The sequence below is a fragment of the Gemmatimonas sp. genome, assembly GCF_041689975.1.
Taxonomy (GTDB): domain Bacteria; phylum Gemmatimonadota; class Gemmatimonadetes; order Gemmatimonadales; family Gemmatimonadaceae; genus Gemmatimonas.
This window is the reverse complement of record NZ_JBDNFF010000075.1, coordinates 46,793-64,967: the sequence shown is the minus strand read 5'-3', so window position 1 is coordinate 64,967 and position 18,175 is coordinate 46,793. Positions and strand designations below refer to the sequence as shown.

Below are 18,175 nucleotides of genomic sequence, written 5' to 3'. Positions count from 1 at the left end.
GAGAACGTCACGCAGAGCGAACTCTGGGTGTTCACGCGCGGTCAAAAAGCAGTGAAGCAGCTCAACGTGCGCAAGTGGAGAGATCAGTCGCTGCAGGATGTACACTGGCCGATGAACGGCGACAAGGTGCGTGTCGTGCGGCGCGATCGTCCACAGCGCGCCGTCGACTTCATCGAAGTTGACATCGGGACGAACGCCATCAAGACGCTGCTCGCCGACGAGATCGAAGGTGCCGCGCTCGAGCCGAAGAACATCGCGTATCTCAAGAAGGGCGGTGATTTCCTCTGGTGGTCGCAGAAAACCGGCTGGGGCATGTTCTACGTGTATGGCTTCGACGGCGGTGAGAAGCGCCCGTTGACCACCGGTCAGTGGAACGCCAACAGCATCGTCAAGATCGACTCCACGACGCAACAGGTGTGGGTGTCCGGCCAGGGACGTGAGACGGGCGAACAACTTTATCAAACGCACTTGTATCGCGTGAATGCCGACGGCACTGGCTTCACACTGCTCGACGCCGGCAACGCGCACCACGCCTCGACGCTCGGCGAGAACGGCATGCCCAGCGTCGTGTCACCCACCAAGCGCTACATCTACGACACCTTCTCGCGGATGGACCTGGCCCCCAAGTCCGTACTCCGTGACGGTGCCTCGGGTCGTATCCTCAGCACGCTTGAGGAGATGGATCTCTCGAAGCTCAAGGAGCTCGGATTCAAGCCGGCGGAAACGTTCTCCGTAAAAGCCGCCGACGGCATCACGGAGCTGTACGGCAACATGTGGAAGCCGTTTGACTTCGACAGCACCAGGAAGTATCCGATCATCACGTACGTCTATCCGGGCCCGCAGACCGAAGGCATGACGACGGGCTTCAGCGTGCGCGGTCCGCTGATGCAGCTCGCGCAGCTCGGCTTCATCGTGGTCGAAGTCGGCCATCGCGGTGGCAGCCCGCTTCGCTCGCTGGCGTATCATCGTTACGGCTACGGCAACATGCGCGACTACGCACTGGCTGATAAGAAGTACGCGCTCGAGCAGCTCGCCGCCCGTCATGCGTTCATCGACCTCGACAAGGTCGGCATCTTCGGGCACTCCGGTGGTGGCTTCATGACCGCCGCCGCCATGCTGTTGCCGCCGTACAACGAATTCTTCAAAGTGGGTTGGTCGGAATCCGGCAATCATGACAACAACATCTACAACCAGAACTGGAGCGAGTGGAACCATGGCGTGAAGGTCATCGCCAAGGCCGACAGCGCCAGCGGTGCCGTGCGAGCGGGTGGCACCGGTGCCGCACGTCGCGGTGGACCGGGAGCGAACGCCGCCGCACGTGAAGTGGTGCAGGATTCCACGAACGCCGACAAGATCACGTTCGACATCCGCGTGCCCACCAACGACGAACTCGCCGGCAATCTCAAGGGCAATCTCGCCCTCGCGACCGGTGACCTCGACAATAACGTGCACCCCGGTGGCACCATCCGGCTCGTGAATGCGCTGGTCAAGGCCAACAAGCGCTTCGACCTGTTCATTTATCCCGGCGAACCGCATGGCTACCGCGGCACCGGTCCGTACAACCAGCGCATGCTCATGGAATACTTCGGTGAGCATCTGCTGGGTGACTACTACCGCGGCAACGGCGAGATCAAATAGCGTCGGGAGGGTGCACACACGAAGGGCCGTGTCGCGTGCAGGATTCGCGCGACGCGGCCCTTCGGTGTCATCTTTCCCGCATGCAGCCAGACACCCGAATTTCCGCGATCGCCCATGTCATCCAGCTAGCGATTGCGCCGGTCTTCATGCTCACCGGTATCGCCTCGCTGCTCGGCGTGCTGACCAGTCGCCTCGCCCGCATCATCGACCGGGCTCGAGCGCTTGAAGACCGCTTCATCGACGTGACGGGCGAGCACAAGCACCTTCTGGGCTCCGATTTGCTCATGCTCTCGCGCCGCGCCCGGCATATCAATCGCGCTATCAGCCTGTGCACAATTGCCGCGCTGCTGGTCTGTCTGATGATCGCCATTCTGTTCATTAGTGGCTTCTTCTCGTACGACATTTCGCGCATCGTCGCCACCTGCTTCGTGCTCTCGATGGCGGCGCTGATCACGGGGCTGCTGAGTTTTTTGCGCGAGGTGCAGTTGGCCACGCGCTCGCTGCGGATCGGGCCGCACTGAGCGCGCCCTCTACTTCACGTCATGTCGAATTCTCCTCCTCGGTTTCTCCGCGCCTTGGGTGCGCTGCCGCTCGCCGCAACGCTCCTCACCGCCCCGGCCGTCGCGTGTGCTCAAGGCAACGTGCAACGCAGCGCTGCGCCGCGTCTGATGCGCGCGAGCGACGTGGACACGGTGCCACTGCGCGATGCCGGCACACGGATCGCCTATGGACGCGACTCGTTGCAGTTCGGCGAGTTGCGCCTGCCGCCGGAGGCGACGAACAGCAATCGGGCACCGATCGCGATCGTGATCCACGGCGGCTGTTGGTACTCGCCGTACGCGTCGGTGCGGAACAGCGCCCCGCTGGCCGACGCGCTTGCCCAGTCGGGGGTCGCCACCTGGAACGTCGAGTACCGGCGCTACGATAATCCCGGCGGCGGCTGGACCGGCACCTTCCGCGATGTCGCCGACGGGGCCGACTATGTCCGCACGCTCGCCAAGCTCTACCCGATCGATACCATGCGTATCGTGCTCACCGGACATTCCGCCGGCGGGCACCTCGCGTTGTGGCTGGCCTCCCGCCCCGCGCTTGATAGCGCCAGCCCGCTGTTCGGCGGCACGCCACTCGGCGCACGCGGCGTGGTCTCGGTGGGCGGCATTGCGGACCTGCGCGAGTTTTACGGCCGCGAGCGGAATACCTGCGGCAACCCCGCCGTCGAGTCACTGCTGGGCGGCACTCCCGACAGCGTGCCGACGCGCCTGCATGAGACCTCACCGATCGAGCGGTTGCCTCTCGGCGTTCCCACGGTGCACATCGCCGGCGACCGGGATTTCATCGCGCCCGTGGCCGTGCGCGAGGCCTATGTCACCGCCGCCCGATCGCGCGGCGACAGCGCACGGGCGGTCACGATTGTCGGCGACGGCCACTTCGAAGCGATGACGCCGTACACGGCGGCCGGTCGCGCCGTGATCGACGCCATCCGCGCTCTACTTGACCTGCCGCCGATCGTGCGCTGAGCTTTCCTGTTCGCTCCCCTGCTCCGTTTCCCCGCGTTTTCCGGAGATTTACCATGAAGCGTCTCTACGTCACCATTCTCGCGCTGGCGCTGCCCACCGTAATCGCTGCCCAACCGCCGACCGCCCCGCAGACCGATCCTGTGACCGCGTCGTTCCGCGGCCGCCTCACCTCGCTGCACCGCAACCTGGCCCAGGCGCTCGATTCCATTCCGGCCGACAAGTTCGGCTACAAGCCGACGCCGGCCCAGCTCACGATCGGCTACATCGCGCAGCATCTCGCGAATGACAACTACCTGTTCTGCAGCAACTTCGGCGACATGAAGCCGGCGCGGTCGAACATGGAGCTGACGACGCCCGATTCGGTCAAGGCCACCTGGGCGAAGGCCGACCTGGTGACGCAGCTCAAGGCGGCCAACACCTTCTGCGAGAGCGCGCTCGCCCAGGTGAACGACCAGAACATCGGCGCCGCGGTGACCATGAGCCTGCCGAACGGCCAGACGCGGAACACGACTCGCATTGCCATGGTGCTCGGTCACGCGCTCGACAACGCCGATCATTACAGTCAGCTGGCGAACTACATGCGCCTCAACAACCTGCTGCCACCCACAGCACTTCCGCGCCCCGCGACGCGTTGAGTCCGGGTCCATGACAGGCTGACGCCGCCACCGTCTTCTTCCAGCGGCCTTTACAGGCGCCTTCGCTGCCAGCAACATCAAGGAGCCCCCAACCGGAGTGCCCATGAAGGATTCGCAGCTCAAGGCCTTGCTCAGGAAGACGGCCGCCAAGGCGTCTCAACAGAAGAAGCCGTCTCGCAGCCTGTTCGATCCGACGCTCGAAGCCACGCGCACCAAAACCGAACCGCTCGAAGGCTCTGACGCCGAAGGGATTTTCAAGGAAATGAAGCGCCGCGAATTCTGACCGACGCCGCCTTCGTCGCACTCCAGACAGCGCTGGCGGGCCGTTTCTCGCTCGAAAGCGAGATCGGTCGCGGCGGCATGGGGATCGTGTATCTCGCGCGCGACGTGATTCTCGAGCGTCCGGTCGCGATCAAGCTGCTCGCACCCGCCATCGCGTCGCGCACCGACGTCCGTCGCCGATTCCTGCGCGAAGCGCGCATCGCCGCCCAATGTTTTCATCCGAACATCGTCCCCATCCACGGGGTCGAGGAATCGGGCGATCTGGCGTGGTTCGTCATGGCCTACGTGCCTGGCGAGACGCTGGCCGATCGTCTGCGCCGCGTTGGGCCACTCCCCGCCGACGCCATCCGTCGTATCGGTCGTGAAATCGGCTGGGCGCTGTCGTATGCACACGAGCGCGGCGTCGTGCACCGCGATGTGAAGCCCGAGAACATTCTGCTGGAACAGGGCACCGACCGCGCACTCATCGCCGATTTCGGCATCGCCTTCCACGAGGCATCGGCGGCGAATGCGCTCACGGGAATGCACTCGTCCGGTGAGGTCGCGGGCACCGCCCGGTTCATGGCTCCCGAGCAGGCACTCGGTGAGGCCGTCACCGGACGGGCCGACCTCTACGCCCTTGGCGTCACGCTGTATCTCGCCGCCACTGGCCGCTACCCGTACGAAGGCGGCAGTGCGCTCGCGATCATCGCCCAGCAATCCGTGGCCCGCGCGCCCTCGGTGCGCACGCATGCACCGCACCTCCCCGACTCGCTGGTCGACGCCATCGATCAGTGTCTCGCCACCGACGCGGCCGATCGATTCGACTCCGCCGCCAGCTTCGTCGCGGCCTTTGAGCGCACACCCGACGGCGGCGAACTCCCGATCGAGGCCCGCGCCGTGCGACTTGGCGCATCCCGTACGAAGACCCTCGCGGAATGGACGATCGCCATCGCCTTTGCATCGTTCTTCTGGGTGGTCGGCGAAGACGCGGGGTCGCTCGGGAGAGCCATCCTCGTCCACGTCATACAGGGAGTCTTGATGCTCGCCGCCGCTGGGGTCGCGCTGCGCGGCAGCGAGACCCTGCTGGCCGCACGACGGTCGCTGAAGCTGGGCGTCGCGCCGCAGGATGTGGCCGATGCGCTTGCCCCTGCACCCACGTCGACGCGCCGTCCGATGCGGACGGTTCAGGGTACCGCCGTGCTGTGCTCCGCGTTCCTGCTCGCGGTCGCCCAAGGCCACGTCGATCAATGGGGTCTGCCCACTGCCCTCGAGAGCATCCTGAGTCTCATGACGTGGCTGCTGCCGCCCCTCATGATCAAGCGGAGTCTCGCCGCCGCTCGCCAGACCAGCGGATTCAGCGCCTGGTTCTACAGCTTCGTGCGACAGCCCCTCGCCACGCGCGTCGTGGGGTGGATTGGCCGAAAAACCTCGGCGATCGTCAATCGGCCGATTCCCGCCCACGCGCCCACCGAAATCCTACTCGGTCGCGCCGCCGCCGACATCTTCGCGCGATTGCCGGAGGCGGCCCAGCGCGATCTCCGGGCGCTGCCGGCCGCCGCGGCCGCCCTGGCGCAGGAAGCGACCATGCTCCGCCGCCGCGCGTTGGAGATTTCCGGCGAGCAGCGGCGTCTCCGCGTGTCTGCGCGCCCCGCCACGCCACGCGAGTTGCCCAAGGCCACCAAGACCCTGGACCTCGAGCGAGCGGCCGTCAACGGGCGTCTGGGGGCTACTATCGCCGCCCTTGAAGCGATGCGGCTCGATCTGCTCCGCCTCGACACCAGAATTACGCTGCCCGGAACTCTCACCGAACAGCTCGATGTCGTGCGCGACCTGCAGCGCCGGGTAGACGCTGTCCGCGACGTCGACCAGATACTCGACCGCCCCTCGGCCATGCCAGCAGCAGCACGGGCCAGACGGCTCGCGTCACAGCCGACGCCGGTGTGAGATTGCCGGACGGGCGCCGGTTGTGCAGCTCCGTGATCCCGAACCCGGTCGCACATGACGCGCTCGAAATTCCTGCTCGGTGCCACGCTCGCCTGCGGCGGCGCCGTCGCCGTGACCGCCTGCGGAGACAGTAAGCGGGCCCCCGCCGCTGATAGCGCCACCGCGATGTCCGCCTCGTCTTCCACCGACACCGTGAAAGTGAAGGGCGTCTGGTCGGACAGCGTCACCGCCGAATCCCGCTACACGGCCCACTACGTCAACGGCGAACTCGTCGTGATCGCGGAGGAGATGCTGCTAGCCGACAGCACGTCCTCGTCGCGTAGGTATTTCTACGACGCCGACTACGCGCCGACACGTTTCGTCGAACGCCGAACGCTCACCGCCGCATCGAGCAACAGCACGCCGGCACAACTCCAGTCGCTGCTCGACATCTTCCTCACCGGCGACACCGTCGACTCCACCAGCAAGCAAGTGGACCTCGTCGCCAAGACCGTCCAGCCCTACGAGATCGAGAACATGCGCAAGCATGAACGCGAGCTGTTCGCCCGCGTACCCACGACCTATACCGCCCCCCGCATCAACCGCTGATCATGACGGACTTCGAAACGCTGGGCGCCTTCTACCTCGGGAAGCGCTACGACCTCGCCTCCCGCACGCGGCGGGACGACTACGTGCTCTACGACGCGAAGGATCTCACCACACATGCCGTGATCATCGGCATGACCGGCAGCGGAAAAACCGGGCTCGGCGTCGGCCTAATTGAAGAAGCGCTGATCGATCGCATCCCGGTGATCGCCATCGATCCGAAGGGCGACCTCGGCAACCTCGCGCTACGATTCCCATCGTTGGCACCAGCCGATTTCCGTCCGTGGATCGATCCGCAGCAGGCCACGAATGCGGGTCTCTCCCCCGACGCCTTCGCCGAGAAGCAGGCCGCCCTCTGGAAAGACGGACTGGCCAGCTGGGGCCAAGACGGCGCGCGCATCCAGCGCTTGGTCGACGCCGCCGATGTCACCATCTACACGCCGGGCAGTACCGCGGGACGGCCGCTGTCGCTCCTCAAGGCGTTCGTGGCCCCGCCGCCGCTCATTCGCGACGACACCGAAGCGATGCAGGAGCGCGTCAACGCCACCGCCACGAGTGTGCTCGCCTTGCTCGGCATCGACGCGGATCCGATCTCGAGCCGCGAACACATTCTGCTCGCGAACCTGCTGCATGCCGCGTGGAGCGAGGGACGCGATCTCGATCTCGCCGGGCTGATCGGCGGCATTCAGTCACCACCGTTCGATACGGTCGGGGTGATGCCGCTCGACACGGTGTTCCCGCCGAAGGATCGCACGGAGCTCGCGATGAAGCTCAACAACTTGTTGGCGGCGCCGGGATTTCAGACGTGGATGCAGGGCGAGCCGCTCGATACGGCGACGCTGTTGTACGACGCCAGCGGCAAGCCGAAGTGCTCCATCGTCTCGATCGCGCATCTTGGCGACGCCGAGCGCATGTTCTTCATGACGCTCCTGCTCGCCGACGTTCTCGCGTGGGTGCGCACGCAGCCCGGCACCGGCTCACTGCGCGCGATTCTGTACATCGACGAACTGTTCGGCTACATGCCGCCAGTTGCGAATCCGCCCTCGAAGGTGCTGCTGCTTACGCTGCTCAAGCAGGCGCGCGCCTACGGACTCGGCGTCGTGCTCGCCACGCAGAACCCGGTGGACCTCGATTACCGCGGACTGTCGAACACGGGCACCTGGTTTATCGGACGTCTGCAAACCGAACGCGACAAGATGCGCCTGATGGACGGTCTCGAGGGGGCGTCGGGCGGACAGCCGTTCGACAAGGCGGCCATGGAGCAGACGATCGCCGGACTCGGCAAACGCGTGTTTCTCATGCACAGCGTCCACGAGTCGGCGCCGATCACCTTCGAAACTCGCTGGACCATGTCGTACCTGGCCGGCCCGATGACCCGCGAGCAGATCAAGTCGTTGAGCGCGCGCACCGGCAATGGGATGACGGCAACCGCAGCCGCCGACGCCGCGATGCGAACGAACAACACCGCCGGGATCACGGGGGGGAGCGGAGGCGGCAGTATGTCATCGCTCGATCCGTCGGCATCGGCGCAAGCGCCGGTCTTGCCGGCCGACGTGCCGCAGTACTTCCTACCCGTGCATTCGAGCGGGGGCCCGATCAGTTACCACCCAGCCGTGTTGGGAGTGGCCGACGTGTCCTTTGCCAGTGTCAAACATGGCGTGACGGAGCAGCGACGCGTGTCCCTGCTGGCCACCATGGACGACGGTCCGATCACGCTCGAATGGGACAACGCGGAGCGGATCGACCTCGATCCCTCGGCGCTCGAGCGCAGCCCGACCAACGGGGCGGCGTACGGTGCATTGCCCAAGGCTGCGACCAACGCGAAGAGCTATCCGGCGTGGAGCAAGGCGCTACAGAAATGGATCGTCACCAACGAGAGCGTGTCATTGCTCCGCAGCGCCGCCTTTAAGCAGACATCGAATGCGGGCGAAGCGGAACGTGATTTCCGGATTCGTCTGCAGCTGATGGCGCGGGAGGCGCGCGACAATCAGATCGAGACACTGCGCGGCAAGTACGCCACCAAGCTCGCATCGTTGCAGGAGCGCGTTCGTCGCGCCGAGCAGGCCGTGCAGCGCGAGCAGGCCCAGGCCTCACAGGCGAAGATGGACAGCGCGATTTCCGTGGGTGGCGCGATCCTCGGTGCGATCTTCGGGCGTGGCAAGATTTCCGCTGGCGCGCTCGGTAAAGTCGGAACGGCGGCCCGCGGCGCCGGACGGGCGGCGCAGCAGCAGGGCGATGTGACGCGCGCCAACGAAAGCGTGCAGGCGCTACAGGCGCAGTACGCCAACCTGGAGGCGGCGCTGCAACAAGACATCGACGCGCTGGGAGCGACCTACGACGCGCAGCAGGATGCGCTCGAAGTTGTCCCGATCAAGGCCAAGAGCGGCGACGTGCGGGTCCATATCGTGGCACTGGTGTGGGTGCCCTTCCACCGCGACGCGGCCGACCGACCGGTCAGAACGCGCTGAACGCGTACGCGACCGCGTAGGCAATCAGCAACGCGAGTCCGCCCTCGGCGAGCGACTGCCGGTCGAATCGAATCGAGCGGGAGCGCGTAAGATGCGGGGAAACGGGACGGTGCATGGGCGGCTCCGGAAAGAGGGCATGTGTATTCCGACGTCGGAAGCAGGCCTGGGGTAACAGCCCCCGGCGACTCAGCGTGGCCGCGGCTTCGCGTTCAGCGACCAGTCGAACGGGAGTTCCCGCATCCCGAAGCGTCCGGATTCCAGGCGCGTCTTGGTCTCACCGTCGAACCAGGTGGCGAGAAAGGCGCCGATTTCCGTGCGCGAGTTACCGAAGTCGAGCCGGTAGTACGTGAAGATGGGGCTCAGGCGGGGAAAACGCGTCTCGATCTGGTTCTTGGTGCTGTCTTTCAGAAACCGTGTCCCCTGATCGAACAGTTGCCGATCGAGCGCGGCGCCCGTGTACGCCTCCGACCGCAATGGCGGGCTCCCCTTGGCCGCCGAGACCAGCGCAAAGTGAATACGCGGATCGTGGAAATCCTTGCGGATGATCCGATGCTCCACTTCGTCGAGCGACAGGGTGCGTCCGGCGGCACGCACGATCGGCTCGCTCCACGGCCCCTTGAGCCGCAGCAGCCCGAGTGTGCGGTCGATGTTCCGGATACTCTCGCGCTCCCCGTGTGTGACGATCAATTGAATGGTGTACGCGTTGTACACGTTGATCCAGAACGCCAAACGCTCGTCCTCGTCGACACCGGCCAGCGAGGCGCGCTCGAGCGACGTCAGATAGCGTCGGAACGCGACCGCGTCCCGAAAAGCGTCATAGTCCACCAGCCCATCGGTCACGTGAGTACGCAATAACGTGTCGAACGGGGAGTGGTCGACCGTCACGCTTGCGGCTGGCAGGCTGGGGGCCGGTTGAGCGGCAAGTGAAGTCGCGAAGATCAGCGCGACCCACACCCACCGGCGTGCCACGTCCGAGGCCCTGCGCAGCGAGAAAAACATGGTGTATAGTACCACGATGAGTACCGACTGGCTCTTGGGCATCTGGCGCCTCATGCGCGCCGACGCGTCACTCGACTTCGCCCCGGGTGTGCGCATGGAATTTCTCATCGACGGTGTGCTCCGCTACCACGTGGACGTCGGCGGACAGGATCAGGTCGTCGATCTCGTCTATCGCGTCGACGGGGAAGTACTGCATACCGATAATCCGGCGGCGCCGCACAGTATGAGCGTTCGTATCGAGCACGGCGTCGGCGACTTGTTGCTGCTCGACTTCGGCGGCGCGCAGGCGATACTCGTGCGCGAAGTCGAGCACCCCGAACGCTACATCCAGTAGGCGTACTGTTTCGTCACCATCACGAAGCCGGACAGCGCGGCGTTCGTAACGGCGTGCACCAGCACGAGGTCTCCCAGCGACTTCGTCTTCCACATCCACCAGTTGTAGATCAAGCCGCACAGTAGCCCGACTTCCCAGAAGGGCCCGTGCTCGCTCGCAAACAACACCGCCGTGCCCACGAACGCCATCACGTTGAACGTGCCCAGCGGCACCTGCTGCCAATCGTTGTTCACGATCCACCGGGGCAGCCAGCCGCGCCAGAAAAGCTCCTCGAGAATCGGCACCAGCAACGCGGCGCGGACCACGCGCAGGATCACAACGAGAGGATCCGCCAGCTCCGACGGCGGGATCGTGGTGGTCACGGTCCCGGTGATGCTGTTCTGAAAGAGCCAGTGATCGCGCCACCCCGGAAAGAGCTGATCGGGAGCGACCCACATGGCGCAGACCGCTAACCCGAGCAACACACTCGGCAGCGCGTGGCGCACGCGAAGGGACAGCACCACGTCTCGCGAAATCGTCAGCAGCACCACGACCAGCACCCCGACGCGGAGAATCGATTCCCAAGGCTGCGGTATAGGAACAGAGGGCCCGATCGCCAGCAGGATCATGAACACCGCGAACGGCGCAATCCAGGGGAGCGACGGGTACTGCCGTATCAATGAAGGTTCTGACATGCACCAATTGTATCGACTCGGGGGCCAACATGGCCCCTCCCACGATCACGGTCCGTACACGACCGGCGAGATGCCCTGTTTGATGTCCCGGGCGCCCGCAGCGACTCCGGAACCGACCGCCAGGCCCGCGGTCAAGGCAGTGCCGAGACCCACGAGCGGCAGGAACGGCACCAACACCGCGCCCAGCAGAAATGCCGCCCCACCGGCGGCCCACGGTGCGATGCCCTTCTGCACCGAGTCGACGTACCGCAGCCGATTGCGGACAAAGCGGCGCGTGGTGCCATAAAGCACGACGGCCAGGATGCTGGCGATGACGAACGAGATGAGAAAAAACACGGAAACCTCCTGAGTAATCGGGAACGGAGCGCATGGCACAGCTCTTGGCGTCGTGCGTCCGTCCGCCCCCTACTTCCCTAACGCGACCGCGGGACGGAGGTTTCAGCCCCGTCCCGTCGTGTCGATCTGCCACGACTTCGCTGCCAGGGTCTCAACGACGGCGTGGCATCTCCATCTTGGTGTAGTTGAGCGGCACCGAGAACAGGTCGTTGGCCAATCGCTTCTTCTCGATCTTCACGACCTCGAGTGGAACGCTCCCGTCGGGCATCGTGACCTTGAGCGGGAAGCCGCCATCGGCCGTGAGCATACGTTGCCACGCCGGCTCGCTGCTGCGTTGCATCGCGCTCAACGGGTTCACGTAGCCACCAAGTCCCTTCGCCAAGCAGACATCGACCGTCTGCGCCACAGTCGTGACGTTCACGTGTTCGCACGAAAAGCCAGCCACGGTTTCCATGCGGCCGGTTCGCGTGACCTTCGCGTCGGCCGGCGTCCTCGCGGCGACACTCGACGCCGCGTCCGCGATCGGCATTTCCATGTACGCGTTCTGCGCGGCCATGAGCACGTACACCTTCTGCTCCTGCGGCACCGACAACAACGACATTGCGCCGGCCGGTCCTCCCATCGATACACGCACCTTGCCGTTGCGCACCAGATACTCGATCTCCTGCCGCTGCGGACCATTCGCGCCCTGCGCCGACAGGCGCATCGTGACCGCACCTTCGAACGGCTGCGCGGCGACGACGACGGGCAACACGACCGTGAACATCGAAACCGTCACGGCAGCGATGGTGATCGGAGACACTCGAAACATCAGCACACTCGGGTATGGGACATCAGGCAATACCGTTTCGCATTGCCTTGAGTACGAGCTCGGAGAACCGGTCGATCTCGTCCAACGTGGTATACACGTTGGGGGTGACGCGGATCCCGCTGAACTCCGCGTGCACAATCGGCGTCTGCACGACGCGATGCTGCGACACCAGCCAGCTTCCGAGCTTCACGGGATCGAGCCCGTCCACATTGAAGAAGCCGATGCCGCCGCCCCACTTGGAATCGAGCGGCGTCAGCACTTTCACCCGTCCCTTTCCCTCGGCCAGCAGCCGCTTGGCCCACCGGTCACGCAGGAACTTGAGACGCGCCTGCTTGCGCGCCACGCCGATCGCACGATGAAACGCCAGCGACACCGAAATCGCGTTGTGATTCGCCGCCGGATGCGTGCCGATCTCCTCGTACTTGCGGATGTCGGCTTCCTGCCCTGGGTTGCCCGCCATCAACGGCCACATCGGTTCGATCTTGTCCTTACGCACGTACAGGAAGCCCGTACCGATCGGCGCCAAGAGCCATTTGTGCAAGCTGGTGCCGTAGTAGTCCACGTCGAGCTCATCGCGCGTGAACGGGAACTGCGCGAACGCGTGTGCCCCGTCCACGAACGTGGCCACACCCTTCGCGCGCGCCATCGCGATCAGCTCCTTCACGGGGAGAATCTGCCCGGTCAGGTTCGTGATGTGCGTGATCTCCATCACTCGTGTGCGCGACGTCATTGCGGCGGCGAATGCGTCCACGATCTGTTGCGGCTCGGTGCACGGCACCGGGAACGACACCTCCTTCACGACGATGCCATCACGACGTGCGCGCTGCTTCCACGCGTTCAGCATGCGCCCGTAGTTCTGGTTGCTCACGACGACTTCGTCGCCGCGCTCGAGGTCGATGCCGAAGATGAGCGTCTCGAGCGATTCCGACGCATTGCGCGTGATCGCCATTTCGTTCGTGTCGCAGCCGAACTCGATCGCCAGTTCGCGGCGCACGATCTCGATGCGCGGCTCGAGCGTCTGCCACATGTGAATCACCGGCAGCTCATTTGAAAAGCGCAGATCGCGCTCGAGCTGCGCCATGACGTGCGAGGGCGCCGGTGAGCAGCCGCCGTTGTTCAGGTTGATCCACGTGCGGTCGAGATCGAACGCGCGCTGGATCGGCTCCCAGAAATCCTCGTCGGAGGCGAACGCCTCGGCCTGTGCCGCGTCGCCGCGCCAGGCGGGTGCAGACGGGTCGAAGAGGGCGACGCCGCGATCTTTCGCGACATCGGCGGCATCGAGCAGACGCCGGATCGCGTGCGGCGAAAATCGCGGCGAGAAACTCGGCGAGAGCGCGGCGGCGAGACTGGGCAGGGCGGTCGCCCCGGCCACGGCTGAAACAAAGAGTCGGCGGTCCATATCAGAACATGCCGCCCAATCCCGCAGGCCGCGAGGGACAGGGTCTCATCACCAAGAGCCCGATTTCGACGCGAATCACCCCGCTTGAGTCCGCATTTCATGGCGTTTCGATTAAGCCTGTCACCATGCGGGACCTGTGTCACACAAACTGCGTGTTGCGCCGTGCCGATCAAGCATCGTCATCCGTCACGAGCTCGACCGCACGACGCACCAGGCGCCGAGGGCGGTCTTACCTTTTCGAACCGAACCCATCGATGCCACTCTTTTCGCGCGTCTCCGCTGGCTCACTGTTGTTCGCGGTCGTCTCCTTGACGGCCTGCTCGGATGCCACCGAGGTGACGAGTCCTGCCGGTCCCGCCGCCCGCTTGGCTGCCGCCGCTGCTTCCCGCGCGGCCGAAGACGACAGTACGCAGATCGATTACATCGTGACCTTCGATGACAGCGAATCGGACCCCAAGGGCCGCGCCCGTGCCCTGATCGCCCAGCAGAAGGGTCTGCTCAAGCGCGAATACAAGTTTGCCCTGAAGGGCTTCTCGGCCACGCTCACGCCGGCCGCGGCCAAACGACTGGAGACTGCCAGCGGTATTCTCCGCGTTGAACGAGACGGCAAAGTCTCCATCCGCGAGACGGTCAGCGCCTCGTCGTGGGGTCTCGACCGCCTCGACCAGCGCCCCCTGCCCCTCGACGGCCAGTATAGCTTCGCCGGCAATGGTGCGGGCGTCCGGGTCTACATCGTCGACACGGGCATCCTCACCTCGCATGAGCAGTTCACAGGCCGCGCGCTGGCCGGCTTCTCGGCCTTCGGCGACAACAACCCACAAGACTGCAACGGTCACGGTACGCATGTCGCCGGCACGATCGGAGGCAGCTCGACCGGTGTGGCGCGCGGCGCCAACGTGGTGCCCGTTCGCGTGCTCGACTGCAGCGGCAGCGGCACCTGGAGTGGCGTCATCGCCGGTATCGACTGGGTGACCGGTCAGAAGACGGCCAACAGGTCGATCCCGATGGCCGCGAACATGAGCCTGGGCGGCGGCTTCAGCGCTTCCCTGAACGATGCCGTCAGCAAGGCGATCGCCGCCGGCGTGACCTTCGCCGTGGCTGCCGGCAATGAAAACGCCGACGCCTGCAGCACGTCGCCGGCCAGCACGCCGAACGCACTGACCGTCGGTGCCACCGAGTCGAACGACAACCGCGCCAGTTACTCGAACTTCGGCAGCTGCCTCGACCTCTTCGCCCCGGGCAGCGGCATTTACTCGGCGTACATCGGCTCGACCAGCGCGTACGGCACGCTCAGTGGCACGTCGATGGCTTCGCCGCACGTAGCCGGCGTGGCCGCGCTGATTCTCGGTAGTTATCCCACGTACACGGCGGCGCAGGTGCGCAGCACCATGCTCGCCGGCGGCACCGCGAACATCGTGGTAAACCCGGGTAACGGATCACCGAACGTCTTGCTCACGAACATGTTCACCGCCTCCGTGACCCCGCCGACGGATACGGTCACCACGCCGCCACCACCGCCGCCGCCGTCGCCGACGGTGATCTCGCTCTCGATCACCAAGCAGGTCACGAAGAACCAGAACACCTCGAGGCTTACCTGGAGCGGCGCGACAACGACCAACGTCGATCTGTATCGCAACGCCGCCCGATTTGTGACGACGGCGAACGACGGCTCGTACAACGACTCGAGGATCGCGAGGGGCACCTGGACCTACAAGGTCTGTAATGCCGGCACCACGATCTGCTCGCCCGATGTCACGGTGGTCTTCTGATTATCGTGTAAGACGCCGGAACACGACAGCAGTGCGAGAAGCGCCCGACGGCCGTCAGCCGTCGGGCGCTTCTTCGTTGTCCCGTTATGCCGGTCGCTCAGAACAGCGACCGAAGTCCGAAGCTCAACGTGCGGCCAGCGGTCACGGTCGCATTGTCAGGAGCGCCGCGTTGCACGTTCAAGAGATTCTCGCCGCCGATCAGCACCGACAAGTCGCCGCGCAGCTTATAGCTCGCATTGGCCCGCCAGCGCGTCACGCCGCTGTAGTTCAGCCAGTAGCGACGCAACAGCGGCCCACCGACGTCGTACTCCCTCGTGGTATTGGCGAGTGCTTCACCGATGGCGTTGCGATCGTAGCCGATCCAGTCCGCCGCCCGCGTGGCGGTCGAGCTGAGACTCCACCGACGAGCGGCCCACGCGGCCGACAGACTCACCGTCGATGCCGGCACGTCGAGCATGCGATCGCCGACGCGCAGCTCACCGCGGTAGCCGTTGGCCGTACGGGCCACACGGCTGTCCACGAGAGACAAGGCACCGGCCAGCTGCAGACTGCTTCGACGCGCCGTGGCTTGGAGCTCCCAGCCCCGGTTCGTGATCGCACCGACGTTCTGCAGCGTATACGACAGGTTGCGGACGATGCGGCCGTTCGTGCCAACTGCCGTCGTCATCGATCCGACCGGCTGGATCAGCCCGGACGCTTCCTGATCGAACCGCGTGACGTGCACCGATACCCCATGCGCAAACACCAGATCGGCTCCCGCTTCGAGGCCAGTCTGCTGCTCCGGCTCAAGTCCCTCCGATGCACCACCGCGCCCCATCCACGACGTGCCGCGCGCCAATGTTCGCGCCGGCCGAATCCCCGTACCGAATGCACTGCGGAGCTTCAACACCGCCGGCCCGTACTCGCGCACGTAGGCCGCGCCGACCATCGGCAGCAGCGCGTGCTGCACGGTCGCCGTCGCTCCGCTGGTGCGTTCGGCGCGACCACCGGCCGAGAAGTACCACCGGTCGTGCCAGGACAGCATGGCCTGCGCCGATAGACCGGCGTTGTTGATCCAGCTCTGCGCGAATCGCAATACAGTGGGCGATGGCGCAATGACCGGCGTGAGTGCGCCGCCGCCGGGGCGATATCCCGGCGCTTCGATCAGCGCCGACGACACATCACGCGTCAGCGCCTGCTCTGCGGCGAAGGTCACTGCCAGCAACGTACCCTCGGCCAGATCGAAGCGACCAACCGTGCGCAACCGGAGCGTGCCGCGATCGGCCGCGCCTTGTCCCTCGCCCAATGCACTCGTGGACGATACGGGTGTCGGCAGCGACGCAGTGGAAAGGCCCCGCAATCGATAGCCATCGACACCGGCGATCACGGTATGCGTCCAATGCAGATTCGGCATCACCGCCATCGTACCGCCGACCGTGTACTGCGACAACGACTGGCCCGTCGCACTATCACCGGCAAACGGCACCCGCGCCGTGGGGTCGAATGGCGGTCGATTCCCGCTCGAATCCGGTAGCGCGGCACCGAGCCCGCTCGCCGTCGCACGCAGGCGTGACGGACCCACGGGCGAGGCCGATGCGTCCGCGCTCGCCGTGAGCGACGGCGTCGTGGAACCACCAAAGATGAGGCTCGTGCTGGCGTTGGCGCGCTGCGCCGAGAAGCGCGCGGTGCCGGTGAACACGGCGTTCGCATGCACGACCCGCACGTCGGCATCGGCCAGCAGGCGCTGCTCCGAGGCACCCGGCACGTACGCGCCCACCGTGCCGATGTTCAGTCCGAGCCCGAGGCTGCGGGAGCTGCTGCCGCTCCGAAAGGACAGCGCATGATCCTGCACGAAGGCATCGCGCGGCGCGTACGCCGTGGCCGACAATCCTGCCGTGGTGGACAGCTGGACCTCGGGCGCGCCGGTAGGTGTCCCATCGTGTCGCGTGAGAATGTTCACGACGCCGCTGATCGCATCGGCGCCGTACAACGCCGCGCCCTGTGGTCCGCGAATGACTTCCACGCGCTCCACACGCGCCGGATCGAGCTGCGTGACCAGCAGCGGATTGGCGACCTCGATGCCGTCCAGATAAATCTTCGGCGCACTGACGCCGAACGAACTGGCCCCGCGAATGCTGCCGTAGCGCGCCGACAGTGTGCCGGCACTTGCCGTCCACGACCACACCCCGGGAACGGCGAGGTCCAATGCCTCACCGAGTGTGCCTACACCATGGCGGGCGAGCGTCTCCCCGTCGATGACATCGAGCGCGAACGGCGATCCGCGCTGCGGAGCGCCATCGGGGGATCCCGTCACCACCACGCGATCGAGCACACTGGCCCGTCGCGAATTCGCAGAGCTCGACGCGGTACTCGCCAAGCCGCCCGCAGAAACAGCGCCCGTGCCGACGTCCGCCACCACACCGGCGCGTGTCGGGGCCAGCACGACCTGCGTGGTGCCAAGCACGATCGATCGCAACGACGTACCGGACAACAGTGATTCCAGCACGGCACCAACAGGCACGCGATCGAGCGTGAGACACACCCGCTTCCCGGCCGGCAGCAGCTCGACGCTGTACGACAGTTCGATCCTGGCGACGACGGCAAGGCGATCGAGCGCTTCGCGAATCGGGACATCGGGCACGTGCAGGTTCACGACGCGGTCCAGCGGCGGTGCCCAGATCGACGAGCGCTCCTGCGACCCGAGTCGGACAGCGCAAACCGGATCAGGTCCGCGCGCGGCGCGAACGACAGCAAGGGGCGCGATCGAGACCGCGATCGCGCCCAGCGTCACCCCACGTCGTACCACCTGCCACCGCCACATGC

At 65.5% G+C, this 18,175-nt stretch carries 17 protein-coding genes; 10 read left to right on the top strand and 7 right to left on the bottom strand.

Annotated elements, in window-relative coordinates:
• From ACESNG_RS05610 to ACESNG_RS05575, 8 genes are all read left to right on the top strand, one after another.
• Positions 1-1,638: prolyl oligopeptidase family serine peptidase (locus ACESNG_RS05610; protein ID WP_373068129.1), on the top strand; the 1,638-nt coding region annotated here is incomplete at its 5' end.
• Between the two features lie 80 nt (positions 1,639-1,718).
• A complete protein-coding gene (locus ACESNG_RS05605; protein ID WP_373065327.1) occupies positions 1,719-2,159 on the top strand; it encodes a DUF2721 domain-containing protein in 441 nt (146 codons plus the stop codon).
• Between the two features lie 21 nt (positions 2,160-2,180).
• Entirely contained in the window at positions 2,181-3,155 is a 975-nt protein-coding gene (locus tag ACESNG_RS05600; RefSeq protein ID WP_373065325.1) for an alpha/beta hydrolase family protein, read from the top strand.
• 53 nt (positions 3,156-3,208) lie between these two features.
• A complete protein-coding gene (locus ACESNG_RS05595) occupies positions 3,209-3,790 on the top strand; it encodes a DinB family protein (protein ID WP_373065323.1) in 582 nt (193 codons plus the stop codon).
• A gap of 103 nt (positions 3,791-3,893) precedes the next feature.
• On the top strand, positions 3,894-4,073 hold the full coding sequence (locus ACESNG_RS05590; protein ID WP_373065321.1) for a hypothetical protein: 180 nt from the start codon (positions 3,894-3,896) through the stop codon (positions 4,071-4,073).
• On the top strand, positions 4,067-5,998 hold the full coding sequence (locus ACESNG_RS05585; protein ID WP_373068131.1) for a serine/threonine-protein kinase: 1,932 nt from the start codon (positions 4,067-4,069) through the stop codon (positions 5,996-5,998). Before ACESNG_RS05590 ends, ACESNG_RS05585 begins: the two co-directional genes overlap by 7 nt.
• Positions 5,999-6,052: 54 nt before the next feature.
• The gene (locus tag ACESNG_RS05580) at positions 6,053-6,586 is read left to right on the top strand and encodes a hypothetical protein (RefSeq protein WP_373063394.1); all 534 of its coding nucleotides are present in this window, start codon (positions 6,053-6,055) and stop codon (positions 6,584-6,586) included.
• 2 nt (positions 6,587-6,588) lie between these two features.
• On the top strand, positions 6,589-9,051 hold the full coding sequence (locus ACESNG_RS05575) for an ATP-binding protein (protein WP_373068126.1): 2,463 nt from the start codon (positions 6,589-6,591) through the stop codon (positions 9,049-9,051).
• Here the strand turns inward: ACESNG_RS05575 and ACESNG_RS05570 are convergent.
• A complete protein-coding gene (locus ACESNG_RS05570; protein ID WP_373063390.1) occupies positions 9,038-9,166 on the bottom strand; it encodes a hypothetical protein in 129 nt (42 codons plus the stop codon). The two genes, ACESNG_RS05575 and ACESNG_RS05570, sit on opposite strands and share 14 nt — an antisense overlap.
• Positions 9,167-9,237: 71 nt before the next feature.
• Complete coding sequence (locus ACESNG_RS05565; protein WP_373063388.1) at positions 9,238-10,050, bottom strand: DUF547 domain-containing protein; 813 nt, start codon at positions 10,048-10,050, stop codon at positions 9,238-9,240.
• Between ACESNG_RS05565 and ACESNG_RS05560 the strand changes: the two genes are divergently transcribed.
• Positions 10,049-10,384, top strand: a complete 336-nt coding sequence (locus ACESNG_RS05560; protein ID WP_373063386.1) for a hypothetical protein — start codon at positions 10,049-10,051, stop codon at positions 10,382-10,384. The genes ACESNG_RS05565 and ACESNG_RS05560 overlap by 2 nt on opposite strands.
• Here the strand turns inward: ACESNG_RS05560 and ACESNG_RS05555 are convergent.
• From ACESNG_RS05555 to ACESNG_RS05540, 4 genes are all read right to left on the bottom strand, one after another.
• Complete coding sequence (locus tag ACESNG_RS05555; RefSeq protein ID WP_373063384.1) at positions 10,372-11,058, bottom strand: CAAX prenyl protease-related protein; 687 nt, start codon at positions 11,056-11,058, stop codon at positions 10,372-10,374. The two genes, ACESNG_RS05560 and ACESNG_RS05555, sit on opposite strands and share 13 nt — an antisense overlap.
• 45 nt (positions 11,059-11,103) lie before the next feature.
• The gene (locus ACESNG_RS05550) at positions 11,104-11,394 is read right to left on the bottom strand and encodes a hypothetical protein (protein ID WP_373063382.1); all 291 of its coding nucleotides are present in this window, start codon (positions 11,392-11,394) and stop codon (positions 11,104-11,106) included.
• Between the two features lie 151 nt (positions 11,395-11,545).
• Positions 11,546-12,205, bottom strand: coding sequence for a DUF4412 domain-containing protein (locus ACESNG_RS05545; protein ID WP_373060601.1), 660 nt, complete (start codon positions 12,203-12,205; stop codon positions 11,546-11,548).
• 22 nt (positions 12,206-12,227) lie between these two features.
• Positions 12,228-13,577 carry an aminotransferase class V-fold PLP-dependent enzyme gene (locus tag ACESNG_RS05540; RefSeq protein ID WP_373060602.1) on the bottom strand — a complete coding sequence of 450 codons (1,350 nt, stop codon included), beginning with the start codon at positions 13,575-13,577 and terminating at the stop codon, positions 12,228-12,230.
• 281 nt (positions 13,578-13,858) lie between these two features.
• Between ACESNG_RS05540 and ACESNG_RS05535 the strand changes: the two genes are divergently transcribed.
• Positions 13,859-15,373, top strand: coding sequence for a S8 family peptidase (locus tag ACESNG_RS05535; protein ID WP_373060603.1), 1,515 nt, complete (start codon positions 13,859-13,861; stop codon positions 15,371-15,373).
• Between the two features lie 97 nt (positions 15,374-15,470).
• Here the strand turns inward: ACESNG_RS05535 and ACESNG_RS05530 are convergent, their stop codons facing one another.
• The gene (locus ACESNG_RS05530) at positions 15,471-18,173 is read right to left on the bottom strand and encodes a TonB-dependent receptor (RefSeq protein WP_373068124.1); all 2,703 of its coding nucleotides are present in this window, start codon (positions 18,171-18,173) and stop codon (positions 15,471-15,473) included.
• Positions 18,174-18,175 lie beyond the last annotated feature (2 nt).